The 21,242-nt window shown below is 61.5% G+C and carries 12 protein-coding genes, 3 tRNA genes, 3 rRNA genes and 1 pseudogene; 6 read left to right on the top strand and 13 right to left on the bottom strand.

Annotated elements, in window-relative coordinates:
- Window positions 1-277 precede the first annotated feature (277 nt).
- From MTHMO_RS02565 to MTHMO_RS10825, 4 genes are all read right to left on the bottom strand, one after another.
- Entirely contained in the window at window positions 278-958 is a 681-nt protein-coding gene (locus MTHMO_RS02565) for a hypothetical protein (RefSeq protein ID WP_237394720.1), read from the bottom strand.
- Between the two features lie 411 nt (window positions 959-1,369).
- A complete protein-coding gene (locus MTHMO_RS02560; protein ID WP_202213389.1) occupies window positions 1,370-2,554 on the bottom strand; it encodes a hypothetical protein in 1,185 nt (394 codons plus the stop codon).
- A 192-nt stretch (window positions 2,555-2,746) separates the two neighbouring features.
- Complete coding sequence (locus MTHMO_RS02555) at window positions 2,747-3,661, bottom strand: hypothetical protein (protein ID WP_237394719.1); 915 nt, start codon at window positions 3,659-3,661, stop codon at window positions 2,747-2,749.
- Window positions 3,662-3,907: 246 nt separating this feature from the next.
- A complete protein-coding gene (locus MTHMO_RS10825; protein WP_237394911.1) occupies window positions 3,908-4,282 on the bottom strand; it encodes a transposase in 375 nt (124 codons plus the stop codon).
- A 445-nt stretch (window positions 4,283-4,727) separates the two neighbouring features.
- On the opposite strand from MTHMO_RS10825, the gene MTHMO_RS10820 reads away from it, so the two are divergent.
- The 3 genes and pseudogenes from MTHMO_RS10820 (at window position 4,728) to MTHMO_RS02540 (ending at window position 7,177) form a co-directional block, all read left to right on the top strand.
- Window positions 4,728-4,997: a hypothetical protein gene (locus MTHMO_RS10820; RefSeq protein ID WP_237394718.1), complete on the top strand. Its 270-nt coding sequence runs from the start codon at window positions 4,728-4,730 to the stop codon at window positions 4,995-4,997.
- A pseudogene (locus MTHMO_RS02545) lies at window positions 4,994-5,556 on the top strand (IS607 family transposase). Before MTHMO_RS10820 ends, MTHMO_RS02545 begins: the two are co-directional and overlap by 4 nt.
- The gene (locus tag MTHMO_RS02540) at window positions 5,549-7,177 is read left to right on the top strand and encodes an IS200/IS605 family accessory protein TnpB-related protein (protein ID WP_202213387.1); all 1,629 of its coding nucleotides are present in this window, start codon (window positions 5,549-5,551) and stop codon (window positions 7,175-7,177) included. The pseudogene MTHMO_RS02545 and the gene MTHMO_RS02540 overlap by 8 nt, the downstream one beginning before the upstream one ends.
- A 128-nt stretch (window positions 7,178-7,305) precedes the next feature.
- Here the strand turns inward: MTHMO_RS02540 and MTHMO_RS02535 are convergent.
- Window positions 7,306-7,379, bottom strand: a tRNA-Gln gene (locus MTHMO_RS02535).
- Window positions 7,380-7,408: 29 nt separating this feature from the next.
- Window positions 7,409-8,854 carry an NADP-dependent isocitrate dehydrogenase gene (locus MTHMO_RS02530; RefSeq protein WP_202213386.1) on the bottom strand — a complete coding sequence of 482 codons (1,446 nt, stop codon included), beginning with the start codon at window positions 8,852-8,854 and terminating at the stop codon, window positions 7,409-7,411.
- Between the two features lie 262 nt (window positions 8,855-9,116).
- Between MTHMO_RS02530 and MTHMO_RS02525 the strand changes: the two genes are divergently transcribed.
- Together MTHMO_RS02525 and MTHMO_RS02520 are read left to right on the top strand one after the other, a co-directional pair.
- Complete coding sequence (locus MTHMO_RS02525; protein ID WP_237394716.1) at window positions 9,117-9,656, top strand: hypothetical protein; 540 nt, start codon at window positions 9,117-9,119, stop codon at window positions 9,654-9,656.
- Window positions 9,653-10,264 (top strand): hypothetical protein, encoded by a 612-nt coding sequence (locus tag MTHMO_RS02520; protein ID WP_202213384.1) that lies wholly within the window; start codon window positions 9,653-9,655, stop codon window positions 10,262-10,264. The genes MTHMO_RS02525 and MTHMO_RS02520 overlap by 4 nt, the downstream gene beginning before the upstream one ends.
- Before the next feature lie 242 nt (window positions 10,265-10,506).
- Here the strand turns inward: MTHMO_RS02520 and rrf are convergent.
- From rrf to MTHMO_RS02495, 5 genes are all read right to left on the bottom strand, one after another.
- A 5S ribosomal RNA gene (gene rrf / locus MTHMO_RS02515) occupies window positions 10,507-10,622 on the bottom strand.
- A 93-nt stretch (window positions 10,623-10,715) separates the two neighbouring features.
- A 23S ribosomal RNA gene (locus tag MTHMO_RS02510) occupies window positions 10,716-13,574 on the bottom strand.
- 186 nt (window positions 13,575-13,760) lie between these two features.
- Window positions 13,761-13,834, bottom strand: a tRNA-Ile gene (locus tag MTHMO_RS02505).
- Between the two features lie 32 nt (window positions 13,835-13,866).
- Window positions 13,867-13,939: transfer RNA gene (locus tag MTHMO_RS02500), tRNA-Ala, on the bottom strand.
- Window positions 13,940-14,140: 201 nt separating this feature from the next.
- Window positions 14,141-15,671: ribosomal RNA gene (locus MTHMO_RS02495) — 16S ribosomal RNA — on the bottom strand.
- Together the 16S, 23S and 5S rRNA genes with 2 tRNA genes alongside form the textbook arrangement of a ribosomal RNA operon.
- A gap of 345 nt (window positions 15,672-16,016) precedes the next feature.
- On the opposite strand from MTHMO_RS02495, the gene MTHMO_RS02490 reads away from it, so the two are divergent.
- On the top strand, window positions 16,017-17,798 hold the full coding sequence (locus MTHMO_RS02490) for a glycosyltransferase family 39 protein (RefSeq protein WP_202213383.1): 1,782 nt from the start codon (window positions 16,017-16,019) through the stop codon (window positions 17,796-17,798).
- A 40-nt stretch (window positions 17,799-17,838) separates the two neighbouring features.
- Here the strand turns inward: MTHMO_RS02490 and nadB are convergent, their stop codons facing one another.
- Entirely contained in the window at window positions 17,839-19,455 is a 1,617-nt protein-coding gene (nadB, locus tag MTHMO_RS02485) for an L-aspartate oxidase (RefSeq protein ID WP_202213382.1), read from the bottom strand.
- A 15-nt stretch (window positions 19,456-19,470) separates the two neighbouring features.
- Window positions 19,471-21,216: a membrane protein insertase YidC gene (yidC, locus tag MTHMO_RS02480; RefSeq protein ID WP_202213381.1), complete on the bottom strand. Its 1,746-nt coding sequence runs from the start codon at window positions 21,214-21,216 to the stop codon at window positions 19,471-19,473.
- Window positions 21,217-21,242: the final 26 nt, after the last annotated feature.

Below are 21,242 nucleotides of genomic sequence, written 5' to 3'. Positions count from 1 at the left end.
ATCGGGATGCTCTGCCTCCACGGCCGGGCGTCCGGCGCCATCGGATAGTGGCTCCCGGAATAGGGACTCTGCTGATCGCCGAAGCGAAAGCGCCCGATCCGGGCCTCCTGGGGCGAAGAGGCGCGACCGGCTCAAATAAGCTCGGCTCTCCCGCTTTGCGAGAGGCGCCCGCCGGGGGCTGTGTCCTCGATCGGCGCGCAGGGAGCCCGCCGGCAATCAAAACAACAGGCTCCATTTAACGATGAGGGCGTTGCCGTACTTGGTATCGATTGTCGATTTATTCAATCCGACTTGGTAACCGAGCCCAAAGGAGCAAGACAGGTCCTCCCGGAGGTCGAAGAGCCCGACGAGGAGCTCGGGCAGAACAAAAAATCCGGGAGGCCCGAAGACCTCGAATGCGCTCACGGCGGCCTCGGAACTGAACTCGATGCAGGGGGGGGATACAGCCGATCCGGTATTCGAAGGCCGCATTCCAAATAATGGGGGACGACAGCTTGCGGTCGTCCCCATCCGCCCATTGGGTCCGGAGGTTTACAAGGAAGTCGAAGTTTCCCCACCCCTTTCCGAAGAGCAACATGGGGGTCCAGACCCAATGGTTCTCCACGCTCGGGATGTCGCCGGTCGGCGAAAGCGCGGCCAGCTGGACCGAGAAGACATAATTCTTCTGATTTTCCGCCGAGGCCATGATCCGGTGCCTCCACTGAAGCGCCGCACCCCGCCAGCCGGTTCCGGCTGCCGTTCCCGGTTCGTAGATATAGTTCGGCAAGGGAAAGCTGAATTGATCCGTCGGCATTACGATCAGGCTCACTCCTTTTCCCGCGCCGAAGTCGTACTTCTTACGCCCGTTGCTCACCGTCTGGTCGTAGACGTCGTACCGGACGGCGTTCCCGATCCGGGATGGGGTCGTCACGATCGGGTTCATCCAGCTCGGCTGGCGCTCCTCGGTCTCCGCGGTCATCCGATGCCAGCTGTCAGCTGTCGTACCCGCTTGCGCCGGGCCCCCGATCGTTCAACGACTCCACAAGGTCCTGGGCCGCGATCTCCTCGCCCGGATAAAAGACCGAATCCGCTCGACCCTGCGGGGAGCAAACAAAAAACAGGAATGCAATGACGACCCTGAAGCAAGCGGCCGCCAGTCCTACCCCCCCAACCCGGGAGCTTCCCGGAGGAGCCTCCGCGCGTGCGGAGGAGATGGGGAGCGGTGGAAGAACAAGAGTCCTCGCTCCAACGATTACCGCTCCGGCAAGCGAGACTCAGGAAAGGAGTCCGGGCTTTTATTATCTCTGCGCACATGCATGGCCGCTATGAACACGCGAACCGATCGACGGTTGCACGCGTTTTTCGGATCGCGGCGGAGCGAGAGCGAAGATCAAAAAAGAAGATGGAACTTGGCGACGACCGCATTGGCATACTGTGACTGCACGGTCGCCGCGTCCAGCGCTATCTGATAGCCGATCCCGAAATAGAGGCTGTAGTGATCGCGGAAATGGAAGCGTCCGATCAAGACCTCCGGGGTCACGAAGAGGCCCGGCTGGCCGAAAAAATAAAACTCGGTTACCGACGGATGCGAATTGAGCTCGATGGTCGGGCAGATGACGCCGAAGCGATACTGAAGCGCCAGGTTCCAAATGATGGGACTCCCCAGCTGCCGGTTATCGCCGTCGGCCCAGGACGTCCCGAGGTTCACCATGAAGTCGAACTTTCCCCATCCCTTACCGAACGTGACTATCGGCGTCCAGATCCAGTGCTCGGCGATCCCCGGCTGCGTTCCGGTCGGCGAAAGAGCCTCGAGCATGACGGAAAAGACGTAGTTCTTCTCCGTCTCCGGCGAAGCCATGATGCGGTTCTTGACCATGAAGCTTTCGCCGCGGAACCCGTCGTTCGCCCCATGCCCGGGGAAGTAGAGATACTGCGGAAGCGAGATAGCAGCCTCCATCGTAGGAGCGATGATTACGTTCACTCCTTTCCCCGCCCCGATGTTCCACTTCTTGTTTCCGGTCGGCAATGTCTCGTCGTAGACATCATACCGGATCCGCTGCTCCAGGCGGGGGGTTTCGGTGACGATCGGCGTCAGCCAATGCGTCTGCTTTTCGCGCGTCTCGATCGTCATCCGGCGCCAGCGACCGAGCCAATCCTTCCCGGGGCTCTGGTCGTTCATCGCTTCGACAAGATCCTGGGCCGCGACTTCCACGCCCGGGTAGAAGACCGGGTCCGCCCGCAGCGCGGTGCTTCCTTCGAAGATCGGGAAAAAAAAGAGGAAAAAGAGAACCCAGCGAATAGAGCCCCGGGAGGCCCCAAGCCGGACTCGGCGGCGTTTCCTGGATCGCGCCGGCGAACGCGCAGCCCCGCCCGCTTTGCGGGATGCTCCTGTCCCGCCCCGCGCTCCGCGTCCTCCGACTCCGGGCTGATCCCGCACCCCTTTCCGGAGGCGGCCGCGACGGCGACGGCGCCGTCCCTCGCAAGCCCGAAGCGCGGCTGCGGGATCGAGGGATTGTCGGGAAGGATATCCCCGGGAACCCACGACGTAGCGATGAATTAGGGTTCGCCACTTCATGGGGCCGTAAACTTAGCGGAGCCTTAATGCCTGCGCGAGCTTCCGTTCGGAGCCTTCCCGGTTGTTGCCGCAGGTAGAAGGAGAAGGCTCGACCACAGCTTTTTGGAGTATCCGCCGACTTGGGTCGAGCTTACGTTCCGGTACCGGTAATCACAAGTCTGCCCTTTCGGGCCCGCCGCACCCCGAACGGCCTCAAAAAAGAAGGTGGAATTTCACAACGAACGCGTTCGCGTAGTCGGCCTGCACTGTCGCCGCATCGAGCGCCATCTGGTAACCGATCCCGAAATAGAGGCTGTAGTCGTCCCGGAAGTGGAAACGGCCGATCAACACTTCCGGAGTGACGAAGAGACCCGGCTGGCCGAAAAAGTAAAATTCGCTCATCGACGGATGCGAGTTGAGCTCGATCGTCGGGCAGATGACTCCGAACCGATATTGGAGCGCCACGTTCCAGATGATCGGGCTCCCGAGCTGCTTGTTGTCCCCGTCGGCCCACGAAGTTCCCAAATTCACCATGAAGTCGAAGCGGCCCCACCCCTTGCCGAAGGTGACGAAAGGGGTCCAAACCCAGTGTTCCGCTACTCCGGGCTGCGTGCCCGTCGGGGTGAGTGCGATGAGCATGACGCTGAGCACGTAGTTCTTCTGCGCCTCCGGAGAGGCCATGATCCGGTTTTTCACCATGAAAACCTGGCCTCCGAACCCATCTTTCTGGCCCGCTCCCGGATAGTAGAGGTAGTTCGGGAGCGCGGCGGCCACTTCCAGGGTGGGAGCCACGATCACGTTCACACCTTTCTGGTTGCCGAAGTTCCACCTTTTCTTCCCGTCGGGGAGCGTTTCGTCGTAGATGTCGTACCGGATGCGCTGCTCCAAGCGGGGCGTTTCCGTGACGAGCGGGGTCAGCCAGCGCGTCTGCCTCGCGCGGGTCTCGATGGTCATCCTGCGCCACCTTCCGAGCCAATCCTTCCCGACTTCCTGCGCATTCATCGTCTCCACAAGGTCTTGCGCGGCGATCTCTTCCCCGGGGTAGAAGGCCGGATCTGCGAGAATGGCGCAGGGTTCCATCCAGAGCAGGAGGAAGAAGACGAAGCAGAGCCTGAACATGCGTCCCATGCGGCATCCGGGTGGGCATCCTTTCTCCCTTACATCTCCCATCGCTTCTACGCGCACGAGACTCCAACGAGTCGGCACGCCGCGCCTTGGCGGGCGCGACGGTCAGGACAAATGCTTAATTACGTTCCCCGGCGCCGCCCAGGCACGGCAAATCGCTTTCTCTGTTTCCGCAAGCGCCTGCATGGCAGTGGCAGCACGAGGAAAGCGAAGGACGGCCTTCGATCCAGCTAGTAATGCGAGGGCTCACTAGCGGCCATTTCTCACAAATTTCGTAGCCGAGGCGCCGCAAATGGGCTTGGGTGCGAGGCGGGCGCAGGTTTTCCACCGGAGCTGTATGAAGACATACTGCGAGGATGGAAAACCAAGCGGGAGCGAAGCAGAGGAGCCCGTTTTGCAAGCCGTAGGAGAAAGCTTGTGAGAAATGGCCGCTAGCTTCCAAAGGCGCTGGAAGTCGTACGCCAAGCAGACCGGCGACCGTTCGCCCCGGACTTTGGCTTGCCTGCGGAGCCGAAACGCCCGGAAGCCCATGGCCGATTTGCGGATCCCGAAGACCGGCTCGACCGTCTGCTTGCGTCGCGCGTGGAGGCGGCGGCCTTCCGGGCCGGCGAGCTTTTCCCGCATCTTGTGTCTCCACGGGTCGGTAGATTCCACGGGCTTCTCCCGGCGACGATCGGCGAGCCCGAACTCGTATCGCCGTCGAGCTTCCGAAAGCACCGAGCCAGTCCCGCCCGCATCATCCACGGCCGCCTGCGCATCAGCCGGCTCTCGGGATCGGTCAGCTTGCTTTGCTCCGGCGCCCCAGCCTTCTCCTCCGGCGAAGGAATCTGCCGGCCTTCGGCGCTTCCCCGGCGACCTTCCCGCTCTTTTCCCTTCCGCTCGGAATCGGCACCGTTCCTTGGCCGGTTCCGACAGTTCGATCGCGCAAGCCGCCGGAGAGCGCCGTCGGCACGGGCAAGGGCAGAGCGGATCGCGACGGCCGCTTCCCTGGCATGCGATCCGCATGAGCCCTGTGCTCGACGCAAAGGCCTTAAAATAAGATCGCTGCTCTCACGGAACGGAGGGCTGGATGCCTGGAAACCTGCATGTGCGCAATCCGGATGAGGAGCTGATCGCTCGATTGAAGCGCCGAGCTGCCCGCCACGGCCGCTCCGCCGAGGCCGAGCACCGAGAAATTCTCCGCCAAGCGCTGAGGAGCGAGGAGGAGCCTCCCTCCGACAAACCGGCAGCCGAGTTGCGGCAGTTGACGAACGCTTTGTGCGCAAGCTGCGCGAAGGGTTGCCAGCAGCTAAAAAATATATGGACACATAGCAAGTTTAATGGCAGTATGTCCGAGTGAAGTTGAGTGTCTGGGCCAAGCGGCAGGGCATTTGCTACAAGACAGCTTGGCGGATGTGGAAGGAAGGGCGTTTGCCCGTCCCGGCCGAGCAGTTGCCGACCGGAACGGTGATCGTGCATGCGGAGCCCTCACAACCCAATGGGGTCGCCCTTTACGCACGGGTATCGAGCTCCGATCAGAAAGCGGATCTGGACCGGCAATTGGCTCGGCTGACCGAATTTGCGCTCAAGCAAACGGTTGCCGATCGTCAAGGCCGTCAAGGAGGTCGGCTCCGGAATGAACGGCCATCGGAAGGGCCTGATCGAGCTGCTCCGTGATCCCAATATCGGCGTCATCCTGGTCGAGCATCGCGACCGGCTGATGCGCTTCGGCTTGGAGTACGTGGAAGCGGCTCCTGTACGCGCAGAGCCGATCGGTTCTAGTGGTCGATCCGGACGAGATGACCGACGATATCGTGCGCGACCTGCATGAGGTCATCGTTTCGATGTGTGCCAGGCTTTACGGGAAGCGATCCGCCCGGAACCGCGCCGAGAAGGCGCTCAAAGCGATCCATGAGTAAGCTTCCTGTTTTCACCTACCAGACCCGGTTGAGGTTGACGCATGAGCAGACTTCGTGTCTTGACGCCTATGCGGAACTCTACGGGCGGGCGCAGCGGAGCCTCTTTGCCAAGATGCGGGCGGGCGTTTCCATAAACGAGCTCAAGCGGTCGTTCCTGCGCCGATTCGGCCTCACCTCCCGGAAGTTCAACGCCATTCGGGTCGAGCTCGAAGGCAAGATCGCCTCGATCCGGGAAAGGCGGCCCGAGTTGATCGAGGAAGCCAAATGGCGGATCCGGAAAGCGGAAGAGGCGGTCGGCCGGCTGGAGGAGAAGCATCCGGGATCGAATGTCGTGCACCAAAAAAAGCGGCGGCTTGCCGTCCTGCGGGCGAAGCTCGAGGCGCTTCTGGCCGATCAGGAGTCCGGCCGGGTCCGGCTCTGTTTCGGTTCCCGACGCCTCTTCCGCAAGCAGTTTTCCCGGGAAGAGAACGGCTATGCGGACCATGCCGCATGGAAGAAGGATTGGCAGGCGGAGCGGAGCAGCCAGTTCTTCCTGCTCGGATCGAAGGACGAGACATCGGGCAACCAGTCCTGCCAAGCCACGGTCGCTCCGGACGGCGGCCTGCGGCTGCGGTTGCGGCTGCCGAACGGATTGGGAAGCACGAGCAAACACCTGGTGCTCGAGGGCGTGCGCTTCGCCTACGGCCAGGATGCGATCCTCCAGGCGCTGGCCGCGAGCCGCATCGTTACCGGGACAACTAAGACAGGGAAGCTGGCACGGAAGCGGGAGGGATCCGCCGTGAGCTACCGCTTCGTGCGGGACCGGAAGGGGTGGCGGGTATTCGCAAGCGTCGAGGCGCAACCGGTTGCCCTGGCGACACGCCGCCTTGCCGGAGCGATCGGCGTTGACATCAACCCGGATCATCTTGCCTTGGCCGAAACGGATCGCTTCGGGAATCTCGTGGAAATCCGCCGGATCGGATTGCATCTCTATGGGAAGAGCGAGGAGCAGGCGAAAGCCGCGATCGGCGATGCGTGCCGGCAGATCGCCCGGGCCTGCGCCGAATCGGGCAAGCCGCTCGTGATCGAGCGATTGGATCTTCGCAAGCGGAGGGCCGAGCCGGAGTCGGTCGATCCCGTCCGGGCTCGCTCGCTCTCTTCTTTCGCCTACGCCAAGACGATCGCGATGCTCAAGGCGGCTTCCTTTCGTGCCGGAGTCGAGGTGATCGAAGTCAACCCGGCCTACACTTCCGTGATTGGCGCGGTCAACCACGCGCGCCGTCACGGCATCGGTTCTCACCAGGGCGCGGCCTACGCCATCGCCCGGAGAGGATTGGGTCTATCCGAACGCCCGTCCGTGCGGGAGGCCGTCGTGCCGACCCGCAATGGCGGCTATGTCACCTTCGTCCTACCCGCGAGGAATCGAGCGAAGCATGTGTGGTCGTTCTGGGCGGGCGTTCGGAAGAGACTCAAAGCGGCGCATGCAGCGCATGCCCGGTCGGGAGGCAACCGCTTGCCTCCCGCGCCTCTGCTCCCGAAAGCGCGAGCATTGGGCGCTACCCGGACTTTGCCGGCGAAACCCCGGCACGCGAATCGTCGGCAGCACTGTTCGGCCGACGTCGTGGACGATCTTCCCTGGTAGGGGAACGGTTGTCTATGGTTTTAGGAACGGCATCGACGAAAGTCTCGTGATCGAGTAATCGGGCTCCGCCAAGCTGGGGGAGAACTTGAGTCGGTCAGGATCGCGCCTTTCCGCCGGCGCATCCGGCCTGGCTGCCCGGCATGGATTCGAACCATGACTAAAGGCTCCAAAGACCTCTGTGCTACCGTTACACCACCGGGCAAAATGCAGGCTTCGTGGAGCTGTGAGGTTTTAAGCTCCCTGGCTTCGGGAGAAGCCTTCCACGCCGTTAAACGTATACAGCAGCTCGGTCTTTGTGAACTCAATTCCCGCAGCCTCGACCGCGCCGAGCAGCTCGACGATCGCTCGCTGCGAAAGCCCCAAGGACGCATCCTTCGCGAGAAACCGGCACTGGAAAGGTCCCGCGAGCAGGGTTTCGCCTAATCCGAAAGGCCAGACGCTCATTCCGCGGTTCGCGATGGATTGTAGATCGAGTCGCTCGGCACCGATTTGCCGGAGCCGGGCGACCAGATCGTCGATTCTTCCCGGGAACTCGACAAAGACGTCGACGCCGACCAGGACCTTCCGTTCCTCGGGCGGGCGATAGGGAAAGCTCGAGCGTGGATTCTCCGTCTCCTCCCCATAATGGACCGGCTTGAGAGTCTGCGGCGTTTTTCCGAGATTTGCGATCACCGCCTGTCCGAACTCCTTGGTCCCCACCTTTTGCCGGCTCTTGCCCTCGCGGAAGATGTCGTAGGTATGGATGCCCTCCTCGAGAGTACGCAACCAGGCGTTGTGCACCCGCTCGGCCACCCCCCGCTGCCGAATGTGAAGGAGCATTTGCACCGCAGCGAGAAGCAGCCCGGATGGGTTCGCCAAGTTTTGCCCGGCACGGCGCGGAGCCGAGCCGTGGATCGCCTCGAACATGGCGTATTCGGCGCCGATGTTCGAGGACCCCGCCAGGCCGACGGAACCGGCGAGCTGGGCGACGACGTCCGATAGGATGTCCCCGTAGAGATTGGGGAGCACGACGACATCGAAGGCCTGCGGAGTATCCGCGAGCTTGGCCGCCCCGATGTCGACGATCCAGTGCTCCTTCTCGATCTCCGGATACTCCGCTCCGACTTCCTCGAAGACCCTATGGAACATGCCGTCGGTCAGCTTCATGATGTTGTCCTTGGTGAAGCAGGTGACCTTTTTCCTTCGGTAGGAGCGGGCGTACTCGAAACCGTAGCGGATCAGCCGCTCGGTTCCGGGCCTTGTCATGATCTTGAGACACTGATAGGAGTCGCCGGTCTGCCGGTACTCGATCCCTCCGTAGAGATCCTCCTCGTTCTCCCGAACAATCACGACGTCCAGATCAGGATGCTTGCTTTCCACAAAGGGCACATAGGAAACGCAAGGACGGATATTCGCGTAGAGTCCCAGCGCCTTCCGCACCGTGACGTTGAGGCTCTTGTACCCTCCGCCCTGAGGCGTGGTGATGGGCGCTTTCAGAAAAACTTTTGTCCTCCGCAGGCTTTCCCAGGCTTCCGGCTCGATCCCGCTCGCGTTCCCCCGCAGGTAAACCTCTCTTCCGATCTCGATCGTCTCGACCTCCAGCTCGGCACCCGCCGCCTCGAGGACCGCAAGCGTCGCCGCCATGATCTCCGGGCCGATGCCATCCCCATACGCCACCGTGACGGGAACTTTACTCATCTCTTCTCCTTTCTCTCCGATGCATCCGAGCACTTCACTCTTCCCGGAGCGCCATGGCAAAAAGATTCTTTGACGGCGTCCCTTATTTTCGGGCGCCGACGGGAAGCGGTTGACAGGAGACAGGGCCATTCTTTACACATTTTAAACATTGTAAGGCCTTTGCTCGCATTGTTCGCCGAGCGGAAAATCAAGACGGCGACCGGAGGCACCGGCCGGACCCGACAGCTCTATGCCCAGCAGCCGCTCCTCGAGGCGTTTTCGATTGCACGGCCTCCTGCCGGTCGCGGCCCTCACGTTGCTGGGGAGCTGCGCCCAAACGCATTACTATCCCTATGTCGGAGCGAACACGCAGCTGGGCAAGGGAGGGGGCGGGGAGCGGATCATCGACGGGATCGAAGTCTGGAGCGACGGCCTTCCGACTCGCCGCTACACGATCATCGGCGTGATCCACGACCATCGGAGCGGGATCCTGCATGCCACCCTGCTCAAGGATGTCGCCAAGCGAGCGAAAAAGATGGGGGCTCAAGGCGTCATCGAATACCAAGCCTACGCGACCGCCATGAGTTCGTTCGCCGCCTCGGCAAGCGGCTTCGGCGCCAACGCGGACCAGCTGCCTCAAGCCTACGGACCGACGGCTTCCTCCTGGCTCGCTTTCGCCGGCCCCGCCTCGGCGGGTCTTAGCGGGGGAATGGCGGGCAGCTCGCGCTGGTGGGTCTTTCGTTATCTGGATTCCCGAGCGGCGCCTGCGTCGAAAGCACGGTCGGAAAAGAATCACCGCCAAGGAGCGGCCGATTCCTCATGAATGTCCGCATCCTCCTGCCTCGCGGCTTGCTGGTCCTGCCCCTTTTCTTCTGCTTCTGCTCCTGCGCCAACACGACCTACATTCCGTACAAAGGGGGAGCGCGGACCGTCGGCAAAGGAGCAAGCCTCCACAAGGTGGACGGGATCGACTTTTGGACCGACGGCCTGCCTCCGCGCCCGTACAAGATCGTCGGAGTCATCCACGATAGCCGCAGCGGCCTGCGGAAGAGCACCTTACCCCGCGATTTGGCCAAGGTCGCCAAGAAGATGGGGGCGGATGCGATCCTCGAATACCACGATTATGCCCTGCAGATGGGAGGAGCCACCGCGGCGGCCGGTGCCGCCGCCGGCAATATGATCTGGGTCGGATCCGTCGTCGCGGCGACCGGCCCGGGCTTCCTCGTCGCCGGACCCGCCGTCATCGCCCTCGGCGCGGCCCAAGGCGGGACTTCCCGCTGGTGGGCCGCCAAATATCTTCCGGAAGAGCCTAAACCCACGGCCGCCCCCTCCGAAACGCCCGCCGCCGCTCCGAACCCGGGAACCCCTTCCACGGCAGCTTCCTCGCAGCCTCGGCCTGCCGGCCCGGCTCCGGAAGCGAGCACCCCATAACGGCGTCCTCGGAACTCCCGCCTTTCGCAACCTTCCCCCATCCGGCCGAGAGGCTATTCCCCGCGAATTTCGGAATTACGCCGCCCGAAACTTGCCGGCGGGTTCGCAATTCGTCCGTGCGGCGGCGACCCGTCAACCGGTCTTGCCGACAAGCGAGGCCGCTACCCGCGGCCTCCTTTCCCCGCAACAGCTGCAACGCAAAAAAAGCCCCCTTCCGCTCCGAGGAGCGGAAGGGGAGCCAACCCTGGCAACGACCTACTCTCGCACGCCCTATCGGCGCACTACCATCGGCGATGACGCGTTTCACTTCCGTGTTCGGGATGGGAACGGGTGGTTCCACGTCTCTATGGTCACCAGGCCTCTGCCGGTCGTTGCCGTGCCGCAGACGCCTGGCCGAAGCCGTTCCTTGAAAACTACAGGCAAACAGAAGATCGGCCGCATAGCCTGCCGTGCCAAAAAGCCGATCAGGTAATTAGTACCGCTTCGCTGCACGCATTGCTGCGCTTCGACGTGCGGCCTATCAACGTGGTGGTCTACCACGACCTTGATGGGGAGACCTAATCTTGGGGAAGGCTTGGCGCTTAGATGCTTTCAGCGCTTATCCTTTCCGGACATAGCTACCCGGCGCTGCATCTGACGACACAACCGGAACACCAGCGGTCCGTCACTCCCGGTCCTCTCGTACTAGGGAGTGAATCCCTCAAGTCTCCTGCGCCCACAGTGGATAAGGACCGAACTGTCTCACGACGTTCTGAACCCAGCTCGCGTACCGCTTTAACCGGCGAACAGCCGGACCCTTGGGACCTTCTCCAGCCCCAGGATGCGATGAGCCGACATCGAGGTGCCAAACCGGGCCGTCGATATGGACTCTTGGGCCCGATCAGCCTGTTATCCCCGGCGTACCTTTTGTCCGATGAGCGATGGCAATTCCACATTCAACCACCGGATCACTTGGTCCTACTTTCGTACCTGCTCGACCCGTCGGTCTCGCAGTCAAGCTCCCTTCTACCCATGCGCTCGACGCACGATTGCCAACCGTGCTGAGGGAACCTTGAGAACTCCTCCGTTACCCTTTAGGAGGAGACCGCCCCAGTCAAACTGACCCGCTGCCATTGTCCCAAGGCCCGCTTCCGGGCGCTTGGTTAGAATCCCCACCATGGAAGGGTGGTGTCTCATTGGCGACTCCACCTTCCCCGAAAGGAAGGCTTCGCAGTCTCCCACTTACGCTGAGCATCCATAGCAAAGATCCAGTAACAGCTTACAGTAAAGGTGCACGGGGTCTTTCCGTCCTACTGCGGGTAGGCGGCATCTTCACCGCCACTACAACTTCGCTGAGCCTCTCTTTGAGACAGTCGTCAACTCGTTACACGATTCGTGCAGGTCGGAACTTACCCGACAAGGAATTTCGCTACCTTAGGACCGTTATAGTTACGGCCGACATTCGCTGGGACTTGGGTTCGGAGCTTCACCGGGCCGAAGCCCGGCTGACCCCTTGCCGTAATCTTCCAGCATTGGTCACGTGTCACACCCTATACGTCGTCTTCACGACTTGGCAGAGTGCTGTGTTTTTGTTAAACAGTCGGTTGACGCTGTTCACTGCGGCCCCTTGCGGGGCGCCCCTTCTTCCGAAGTTACGGGGCTAATTTGCCGAGTTCCTTAAAGAGATTTAACTCACGCGCCTGAGTATACTCTACCCACCCACCTGTGTCGGTTTGCGGTACGGGCGCCTTAGTATACACGCGGGCTTTTCTTGGCACCGTCTTTGAAGAATCCCGTCAGGATTGCTCCCTCCGGTCCCCTTGCGAGACAAGGTAGTTCATCACCTCGCTCTTCTCCGACGATGCGTCCCCCGCGCTTAAATGTCGGCGGTGCTGGAATATTAACCAGCTGGACATCGCTTACGCCCTTCGGCCTCAGCTTAGTTCCCGACTAACCCTGGGCGGACGAACCTTCCCCAGGAAACCTTGGGTTTACGGCGGATCGGATTTTCACCGATCTTATCGCTACTCATGTCTGCATCCTCACTTCCCAGCGCTCCACGGTCGGTTCCCCTTCCGCTTCACAGCACTGGGAACGCTCCCCTACCACTCCCGCCGGTCGAAACCCGCGGAAGTCCGCGGCTTCGGTATGCAGCTTATCGCCAATCATTTTCGGCGCTGGATCTCTCGGTGAGTCAGCTATTACGCACTGTTTAAATGGTGGCTGCCTCTAAGCCAACATCCTCACTGTCTGTGAAACCCAACATCCTTTCCACTTAGCTGCATTTAGGCACCTTAGCCGGCGATCTGGGCTGTTTCCCTCTCGTCGATGAAGCTTATCCCTCACCGACTTACTCCCGTGCTTCGCCCTGTGGCATTCAGAGTTTGGTTAGATTCGGTACCCTGGTGTGGGCCCTAGTCCATCCAGTGCTTTACCTCCACAAGTCAGCGCACGAGGCTAGACCTAAATCTATTTCGGGGAGAACCAGCTATCAGGGGGTTTGATTAGTCTTTCGCTCCTACCCACAGTTCATCGGAGACGTTTTCAACCGTCACCCGTTCGGACCTCCATCACCGGTTAGAGTGACTTCATCCTGACCATGGGTAGATCACCTCCCCTTCGGGTCTACTGCTTGCGGCTAAACGCCCTATTCGGACTCGCTTTCGCTTCGCCTCCATCCCATTAGGACTTAGACTCGCCACAAACAGTAACTCGCAGACTCATTAAGCAAAAGGCACGCCATCACCCTTTCGGGCTCTGACACCTTGTAGGCACATGGTTTCAGATCTATTTCACTCCCCTCGCCGGGGTTCTTTTCACCTTTCCCTCACGGTACTGGTTCACTATCGGTCGCTGACACGTATTTAGCCTTACGCCGTGGTCGGCGTTGCTTCACGCGAAGTTTCACGTGCATCGCGTTACTCAGGATTCCGCCGGGCGTTGCTTGGTTTTCGGCTACAGGCCTCTCACCTTCTCTGGGGCGACTTTCCATCCGCTTCGCCTAACCGCACAACTGCCCATACGGCGGTCCTACAACCCCGGACGGCAAGCCGTCCGGTTTGGGCTGTTCCGCTTTCGCTCGCCACTACTTACGGAATCGCGTTCGCTTTCTTTTCCTCCGCTTACTGAGATGTTTCACTTCAGCGGGTTCGCTCTTCCGGCCTATGGATTCAACCGGAAGTGACGCGACATTACTCGCGCCGGGTTACCCCATTCGGAAATCCTCGGATCACAGCGTGCTTCCCGCTCCCCGAGGCTTATCGCAGGTAGCCACGTCCTTCATCGCCGTTCAGCGCCAAGGCATCCACCATGCGCCCTTAGTAGCTTTTTTGCCGTCTCTCGAGCATCCACGCTCATGCGCGGATCCCTTCAAGACATCGGCAGAAGCTATAATGGCTTCTCTTCTGTTGCCTGCAGTTTTCAAAGAACGGCTTCGCCACGACGGCAAGGGAATGAAGGCCAGAACCTCCCGCGTTCCCCGCGGATTCCGGCCTCCATGCCGCTGCCCTTCGACTCCTGGGCCTGACTGGGCTCGAACCAGTGACCCTGCGCTTATCAAGCGCATGCTCTAACCAACTGAGCTACAGGCCCCTGGGAAGGCAATACCGAGTGTCGCCACGAATTGGAGGCAAGGGGATTCGAACCCCTGACCTACAGCTTGCAAAGCTGCCGCTCTACCATCTGAGCTATGCCCCCGATTTCTGCGGGGGTGCATCTTTTGCACCCGCCCAGACGCTGACGACTTCCTACGAAGCAGAATTGAATTGTGCGTGACGCCCGTGGAAGCCCTTGCGGACTCCCGCTTCCCTTGACGAGCTTCCTCGCAAGGGAAGTCGACCTAGTCCTGACGGTCGTGGAAGGATCTGGGTCCTTCTCCGACCCGGACTTGCTCCTTAGAAAGGAGGTGATCCAGCCGCAGGTTCCCCTACGGCTACCTTGTTACGACTTCATCCCAATTACCAGCCACACCTTCGACGCCCGAGAGAGCGGCTTCGGGTGCAACCAGCTTTCAGGATGTGACGGGCGGTGTGTACAAGGCCCGGGAACGTATTCACGGCGCCGTAGCTGATGCGCCATTACTAGCGATTCCGGCTTCATGAAGGCGAGTTGCAGCCTTCAATCTGAACTGGGCCCGGTTTTGGGGATTTGCTACACCTCGCGGTCTTGCGTCCCACTGTGCCGGGCATTGTAGCACGTGTGCAGCCCTGGCCATAAGGGCCATCCTGACTTGACGTCATCCCCACCTTCCTCCCCCTTGAAGGGGGCAGTCTGTCCAGAGAGCCTTTCGGCAACAAGACACAGGGGTTGCGCTCGTTGGGGGACTTAACCCAACATCTCACGACACGAGCTGACGACAGCCATGCAGCACCTGTGCAGCTCGCCCTTGCGGGCCATCCCGTTTCCGGGACTGAACGCTGCATGTCAAGGCCAGGTAAGGTTCTTCGCGTTGCATCGAATTAAGCCACATGCTCCACCGCTTGTGCGGGCCCCCGTCAATTTCTTTGAGTTTTAGCCTTGCGACCGTACTCCTCAGGCGGTGCGTTTAATGCGTTAGCTTCGGCACCGACGGGGTCGAATCCGCCAGCACCTAACGCACACCGTTTAGGGCTAGGACTACCGGGGTATCTAATCCCGTTTGCTCCCCTAGCTTTCGTGTTTCAGAGTCAGGTTTCGTCCAGGAAGCCGCCTTCGCCACCGGTGTTCCTCTCGATATCTACGCATTTCACTGCTACACCGAGAGTTCCGCTTCCCCCTCCGAACCTCTAGCTAGGTAGTTTCGAACGCAGTTCCTCCGTTAGGCAGAGGGATTTCACATTCGACTTTCCTAGCCTCCTACACACCCTTTACGCCCAGTAAATCCGAGCAACGCTTGGGACCTCTGTATTACCGCGGCTGCTGGCACAGAGTTAGCCGTCCCTTCCTCTCCGCATACTATCAAGCCTCCCGACTTATTCGGCCGGAAGACCTTGTTCTGCGGTGACAGGAGTTTACAACCCGAAGGCCTTCCTCCTCCACGCGGCGTCGCTCCATCAGGCTTTCGCCCATTGTGAAAAATTCTCGACTGCTGCCACCCGTAGGTGTCTGGGCCGTGTCTCAGTCCCAGTGTGGCTGGCCATCCTCTCAGACCAGCTACCCGTCATCGCCTTGGTGGGCCATTACCCCGCCAACTAGCTGATAGGACGCGGGCTCATTCGGAAGCGCGAGGCCCTTTCGGGTCCCCCGCTTTAATCCGGCGAAACCGGACCACATGCGGAATTACCCCGGCTTTCGCCGGGCTATTCCCCACTTCCGAGTAGATTCCCACGCGTTACTCACCCGTTCGCCACTGAACCTGCCTCCTATTGCTAGAAGACAGGCTTCGTGCGACTTGCATGTCTTATCCACGCCGCCAGCGTTCGCTCTGAGCCAGAATCAAACTCTCCGTAATGAAGAGATGATGCTGACGTCCCGGCCTAAGCCGGGTTTCCGCCCTTCCTCCGTTTCCGAAGGTCGGGCGCGTCACAAAGCTCTTTTGCTATGGGCGTCCCGCACAATTCAATTCTGTTTCGCCTTGGCGAAACCATTTTCAAAGATCGTCCTCCACGCCTTCCCGCATGGAGCCGCCGTATTTCCGGCGAGGAAGAATAACTTTGCCGAAAGGCGCTTCGGTTGGCAAGCCCTTTTCCTCAAAAAAAGTGCCTGCCGGACGCCGCGCCATTCCGGCTGCCGGGGAATAAACACCTACCCGGAGATTTGACAAGATCCGATCCTCGATCCATGGGATACTTCGCTCGTGAGCGACCCTTCCGTCCCCCAGGCCGCCCCGCAACCTCCCGTGCCCTTCCGATCTCCGCCGAGCGGTGCATGCTCCTGGAGGCTCCCATTGCTTTTCGCCCTGCTTTCGCTCCTGCTTTCCCTCGCCGGCTCCTCCCTCCTGCCCCTGATCGATCGCGACGAGCCGCGGTTCGCCGAAGCGGCACGCGAAATGAGCGAGCGACACGAATGGTGCCTGCCCTACTTCAACGGTGCCTACCGCTTCGATAAGCCTCCCTTGATTTACTGGCTGATAGGAATCAGCTTCCGCACATTCGGAGAAAACGAGCTCGGAGCCCGGATGCCGTCGATCTTCTTCAGCGCTCTTCTCTCCCTTTTGATGTTTCTGATGGGAAGATTCTTCTTCGGCCTTCGCGGAGGCGTGGTGGCCGCCCTGGCGAGCGCCACCTCTCTTCAGGTTTTGATCCACGGCCGGCTCGCCGTGGCCGACATGCCCATGATCGTCTCGGTCGTCGTGGCCCAGTGGGCGATTCTCCGTCTCCTGGGAGGAGGGGACCGCCACTGGTTCTGGCTGCTTTGGGTCGCTCTCGGCCTTGGCTTTCTCGCCAAGGGTCCCGTTGCCTGGGCCGTCCCCCTTGGAACCCTCCTTCTCTGGCGACTCCTCCTCTGGAGGAGGCCCGTTGCCTGGACCCGACTTGATCTCCTCCCGGGCGTGCTGGTCGCGACAGGGATCGTGGCTCTCTGGGGCATCCCGGCCATCCTCCGGACGCACGGGGCCTTCTGGTCTCAGGGAATGGGCGAGCACGTTTTCCACCGCGGACTCGAATCCTTCGACGGCCGGCCCCATTTCTGGGGCTACTATCTTCTTTCCTTCCCCCTGAGCCTTTTCCCCTGGTCGGCGTTCCTAGGCCCTGTTCTTGCCTCGCTTCGGGAAGACCGCTCCGCCCGTTCCGCCTTTCTGGCGTCCTGGTTTCTGACTCCTTTCCTCCTCTTCACGCCGTACGCAACGCAGTTGCCCCACTATCTGCTGCCCGGGTTCCCCGCCTTCTTCCTTCTGCTAGGCCGGGCTGCGACAACGCACGGACGCCTCGGCCCGGCATCCGCGACTCTATTCTGGTCCGTCTGGAGCGTCGGGTTCCTCGGCGGCTCCTTCGCCCTCTTCGCGACGCTTGCGCGGCCGTGGGAATCCCGTTACGAGCCCCTGCGGTATTCTCTTTGGGCGGTCGCCGCCATCCTTTTCTCGCTCTGCGTTCTGGCCCTCGCCGCAAAAGAAGCCTTCTTCCGGGAGCCGCCGGCCTCCCGCCCGACCCGCAGTCCCCGGCTCTTTCTTGCCGCCATAGGAATCGTTGCCCTCCTGGTTCTCGCCGGCGGCTTCCGGCTGCTGGGAGCCTCCCTGAGAAGGGTGGAGCCGGCGCTGGCACTCCGCCCGCTCTGGCAGGCTCTTCCACGGGAAACCGTTTTCCGGGCGAGCGGCTACACGGAGCCGAGCCTTGTGTTCTACTCGGGCCGGAGGTGGATCATAGAAGCGGAAGCCGATCGACCGCTGCCGCCGGAGACAATCCCCTCCTTTTCCGTGCGCCTCCTGCAGGAACGCACACTTTCCGAAGCTCTCCGGTGGCTCTTTTCCGGACGCACCTCTACGGCGTCTTCCCCTCCGGATCCTCCGCTTTCCGCTCCTTCCGGCGGGGCCGGAACCGAGGCGATCCGCATCGAGGGTTTCGACTCGGCTCGCTTTTCCTGGGTCGATTTGGAAGTCCGCTTCCGGCCGGCTCCGAAGGCTTCTTCCGCCGGTCCGCAATGACCTGCCGACTCCGCCTCCGGAAGGATTCCGGGAGCGGAGCTCATGCCCGGATCGAAGGCTCCGACAACCGGAGGATCGTATCGGCCGGCGGCCGGGAATCATCGGGCCCTGGGAAGTCGAGGACATAATGGAGTCCGCGACTCTCCCGGCGCTCCAAAGCGGAGTCGACTACCAAGGACGCGACGAGCACCAGGTTGCGCAGCTCGATCAAATCCGCATTGAGGCGGTAGCTCCAGTAAAACTCACGAATCTCCCTCGCCAGATTCTGGAGGCGCACGCCAGCACGGTGCAGCCGCTTCCTTGTCCGCACGATGCCCACGTAATCCCACATGAGCTCCCGGATCTCCCGCCAGTTGTGCGCCACGACCACCAGCTCGTCCGGATCAGCCGCCGAGCCCTCATCCCACGAGGGAATGGCGACCTTACGCGAAACCGGTCCCGCCGCGATGCTCGCGCGGGCCGCCCGGTAGGAGACAACCATGGCCTCCAAGAGGCTGTTGCTCGCGAGCCGGTTGGCGCCATGCAAGCCCGTGCACGCCACTTCTCCTGCCGCCCATAGGCCCGGCAACTCGGTCCTTCCGTCGACATCCGTGACAACACCGCCGCACTGGTAATGGGCCGCCGGCACCACGGGGATGCGATCCTCCGCCATGTCGATGCCGTACCTCAGGCAGGCGGCGTAGATCGTCGGGAACCTCTCCCGGAGGAACTCCTTCCCCTTGCGCCGAATATCAAGATAGACGCAAGGATGCCCGCTCCGCTTGATTTCCGCGTCGATCGCCCGCGCCACGATGTCCCGTGGCGCCAGCTCGCCTCTCGGATCGGCGTCCAGCAAAAACCGATGCCCCTCGTGGTTGAGCAGCAGAGCCCCTTCGCCGCGCAAGGCTTCGCTGATCAGGAAGCTCTTCGCCTGGGGATGGTAGAGACAGGTAGGATGAAACTGAATGAACTCCATGTTGGCCACCGGCACCCCGGCCCGGAAGGCCATCGCGACCCCATCCCCGGTCGCCACGTCGGGATTGGAGGTGTAGAGGTAGACCTTTCCGCAGCCGCCCGTCGCCAGCAGGGTATGGTGCGCGCAGAAGGCTTCGACGCGGCCCGAAGCCCGGTCGAGGACGTAGCAGCCGACGCACCGGTTCTCGGAGGCATACCCGAGCTTGGCGAGGGTGATCAGGTCGACCGCTTGATGGTCCTCCAGAACCGTGATCCGCGGGTTGGCCCGAACCGCGCGCAGCAGGACCTGCTCGATTTCCCTACCCGTGGCATCGTCTACATGGAAGATCCGGCGACGGCTATGCCCTCCTTCCTTGCCGAGATCCCAGATTTCGCCTCCCTCCCCGGGCCGCGTCGAAAACCGGACGCCCAGCCGGGCCAGATCGCGTATCCGTTCCGGTCCTTCCTCGATGATGGTGCGCACGACCCCTTCCTTGCAGAGCCCGGCCCCGGTATCGAGTGTGTCCTGAATATGCAGTTCGAAGCTATCGGCGCTCGACGCGACGCAGGCCACCCCTCCTTGCGCGTGAAGGGTATTCGACTCCTGCGCGGACCTCTTGGTCAGGATCGCGACCGTCCCCGCTTTCGAAGCCTCGAGCGCATAGAAGAGTCCCGCCAGCCCGCTGCCGATGACCAAAAAGTCGAACTGCTTCGGAGATTCCACGCCGGCCTTACACGCTCATTTCCTCAGGGAAAGCCCGGAGGCCTTCGGCTTCTTGACCCGATGCAGCGTAGGCACGGGCTTCTTCAGATTCCAATAGGTCTGCGCAATCGAGACGAGGTTGTTCACCGTCCAGTAGAGAGGGAGGGCGGCCGCGAAGTTGTAAAAGAAGACAAGGAAGAAGACCGGCATCCACTGCATCATGCGGGTCTGCGGGTTTTCGGCCGCGGGCGAGGTCATCCGAGCGAGAATGATCTGCGTTCCCACCATGATGAGCGGCAGCGGGTTGATGTCCAACCCGAGAACCGGCACGGTCGCCACTGTGTCCGGCCGGGTAAGGTCGTGGATCCATAAGAAAGATTGATGGCGCAGTTCCACCGCGCTCTGCAGCATGGTGTAAAAGCCGATGAAAATGGGGACCTGTACAGCGACCGGCAGGCACCCGCCGAGGGGATTCACCCCGAATTCGCGATAGAGCTTCATCATCTCCGCCTGCATCTTGTCGGGCTGATCCTTGTACTTGGCCTGCAATTCCTTCATCCGGGGGCTGAGCGCCTGCATTTCTTTCATGTGTCGGTTCGCCGCCGATTGGAGGGGCCAGAAGACCGCCTTGATGCAGAGCGTGAACACGATGATCACGAGGCCGTAGTTCGGGATGATCCGATGGAGGTGCACCATGCACCAGACCAGAGGCTTCACGACCCAGCCCCAAAAACCGTAATCCAGGATCCGGTCGCTCCCCGACCCTAGGTTCTTGAGCAACGAGTACTCCTTGGGGCCGGCATAGACCGTAAACGTCGTCGCCAACGCGGAACCGGGCGGCAGAACGACTTCCGGAAAGTACGCCCACGCCTTCAGCCCGGCGGCGGGCTGTCCGCTCCCGCTCCCGGGGAAGTCGGGCAGCGGTTCGCGAACGCAGACGAGGCGGTCGGGAAGCAGGGTTCCGGGCGGGAGGAGCACGGTCGTGAAGAACTGGCTCTTTACCGCAACCCAACGCATCGGTTCCTTCGGGCTGTCGATCAGCGAGCGAGGACCTCTCCATTGTATCCCGAGGATCCCTGCGGGCCCGAAATCCGGAAGGCTGATCCGACCGAGCTTCCCCTGAGCCGAAAACCAGTTCGCCGCAATGGTGGCCGGAGGGTCCTGCCGGTGGATCGGCTCGGCCAGGCCGAGGCAGAGCTTCCACCGAGGGAAGACGGTTTCCCGAGTGGCGGGATTGACCCACTGCTGCTCCAGCCGAATCTCGTATCCTTCGCCCAGCCAATAGCGGCGCCGCAGCTCGACACCGCTCGGCAGCGTTCGAGAGAAGACTACGTCGCGGCCTTCCGCCCGGAATTGATAGGCGGCCAGAGAATCCCCCTCCTCGCCCGCCAAATTCATCACCGGTTCCCGGCCGAAGCGGTTGAGGACCAGCGGCTCGTCCCCGTGCGCGCGGTGATTTTTGAGCTCGACCGAGCGGATGGCCCCTCCCCAGGATGTGAAAAGTACCTTGATCTTCGCATTCTCGAGGACGGCCCTCTGCTCCGGAGGGAGAGCTTCCGGGGCCGAGAAGGATTCTCGAGAGCCGATCACCCCGGCCGCTCCGTTCGCCGCCCCTTCGGACCCTGTGTGCGGCAACTGGATCCCCGCCGGGCCTTGCGCCGCTTGTCCCGGCTTCCGCGCGCTCTGCGTGGGGCGCGGCCCGTAGTGCGTGATCACATACCACTGCCACGCGAAGAGGCCGATCACGCATAGGATCAGCCCGATCCATCCCTTTCGATCCATCGTCTCCTTTCCCCGTCCTTCGCCTA

The sequence above is a fragment of the Methylacidimicrobium sp. AP8 genome (assembly GCF_903064525.1).
Taxonomy (GTDB): domain Bacteria; phylum Verrucomicrobiota; class Verrucomicrobiia; order Methylacidiphilales; family Methylacidiphilaceae; genus Methylacidimicrobium.
Note: the sequence above shows the minus strand (reverse complement) of the source record. Positions and strands in the feature narration are given on the sequence as shown.